This is a genomic window from Endozoicomonas sp. ONNA2 (assembly GCF_024606365.1).
GTDB lineage: Bacteria > Pseudomonadota > Gammaproteobacteria > Pseudomonadales > Endozoicomonadaceae > Endozoicomonas.
In genome coordinates, this window is sequence record NZ_JAHHPO010000474.1 from 1 (window position 1) to 1,616 (window position 1,616).

Here is a 1,616-nt window from a genome sequence, read left to right on the forward strand (position 1 = left end):
TACTATGCAAGGCACAACGTAGGGAGCATAGCCGTAGCTATGTGACCGTAGTTGTGACGCCGCAGAGTGACTGACCACTTAGTCAGAAAATACGATTTCATTTGGTTAACTACTTATACCTCTTATCCCTGCTCTGCATACCGGGGCCAGCTGGATGTGAAGCAACCTGTTAAAGCCCGGGATCATGGGAAATTGATAACTGCTACGGGTTGAGTGTGCAGTTCTGGAAACACCATCAAAACGAGGCTAGAACTGGCCACCTCTTATTGTTTGTTTGACCTGTTAATTAAATAAAAGTTCCAAAGTAGATGCCTCAATAACTACAGCTGCTCCCACTGAATTTCATTCCCATGAATCCGCTGCTCGGCCATGTAGTACACAATCTGCCCGGCTTCCACCCGGTGATTACCGGGCGGATTTAACCTCAGATCATTGCCGGTGGCGGACCCGGCCACTCCCAGGACTATTGCTTCATGATCAGCTTTAAAAAACGCCAGTAGCCTGCCAAAGGTAGTCCCTCCAAACTCTTCAGGCACGGGAACACTGTACTGAGTAGGCCCTATCAACGTTGATAACAGTTGCTGTTGTATCCGAGAGGACCCCGGATCCTGGGCAGAGCGGACCAGCAATTCCATGGAAATATTACTGTGACACTCAATTTGCGGGCAGTGGGACTGCAGCAACCCGACCATCTGCACATTGTCAAACCAGGCAACAATATGGGCCTTCGTTTTCGTCGCAGCGATACCCAGGCAAGTTGCCAGGGTCTGGTCATCGGAGTCACGGAACACGATAACTCTGGCCGCATTGCCGACACCGGTTCGCTGGATAAAAGAGTGATCGGTCAGGCTTTCCCCTTGAGCAAACAAAACCTTTTCTGGTAAAGGATTGTCCATTTCCTGACTGGTACAGAGTAATACCTTGCGATTCTCACGACGATTGTCGCCAAAAATCAGATCCACCATTTTCGGGGTATGATTGCGTTTCCAGCCAAATATAACGATATGATTTTCCAAACCTGAAAAGTCGCCCCTGCCCTGCATACCCCTTCTCCATACCCCAAGAAAAAATGATGACAGCTTCCCCAGAACCCCTGCAAGAAGCACAACGCCACCGGGAAGAATAAATAACGCAGCCAGAATGCGTCCGGCTCCACTGCCCGGACTCAGATCGCCATAACCGACAGTGGTCGATGTAGTGATATAAAAATAGAACCATCGGTCAAAAGGCAGAAGTGCGGATTCACCGGCCAGCCACATCAACACCCAGGAGAAAATAACGTGACCCAACAACACCATCAGTAAAGCCAGCCAGCTCAATTTCAAAAACTGGTGGTGAAAGAACCGCAAAGTTGATTTCAGAAAACTCAAGTTAACCCTACCATGCATGGTCCAGAAGTCTGCCAGACCCAAAGAAGTCTGATATATCACCAGTGCGCGATAATAACACATATATTCATAACGTTAACTTATAATATCTGTGATTCAGGCCTTTTCAGATCCCTGGCCTGTTTGCCAGAAAAAAACGAATTTTTAGACCAATTTATCGCAACCGCAGTAGGGCAGTCTCTTACGATAGACATTAAGCATCTATCTATTAATTCCAGAAGCAAAAGC

1 protein-coding gene is annotated in these 1,616 nt (G+C 47.6%); it reads right to left on the minus strand.

What is annotated here, in order from left to right; translation table 11 throughout:
- Positions 1–320: 320 nt before the first annotated feature.
- The gene (locus KDK14_RS08550; RefSeq protein ID WP_257264676.1) at positions 321–1,298 is read right to left on the minus strand and encodes a potassium channel family protein; all 978 of its coding nucleotides are present in this window, start codon (positions 1,296–1,298) and stop codon (positions 321–323) included.
- Positions 1,299–1,616 lie beyond the last annotated feature (318 nt).

Excerpts from the sequence above, each read along its gene's own strand:
- KDK14_RS08550 (WP_257264676.1), bottom strand. The coding sequence starts at position 1,298 with ATGGTGTTGTTGGGTCACGTTATTTTCTCCTGGGTGTTGATGTGGCTG.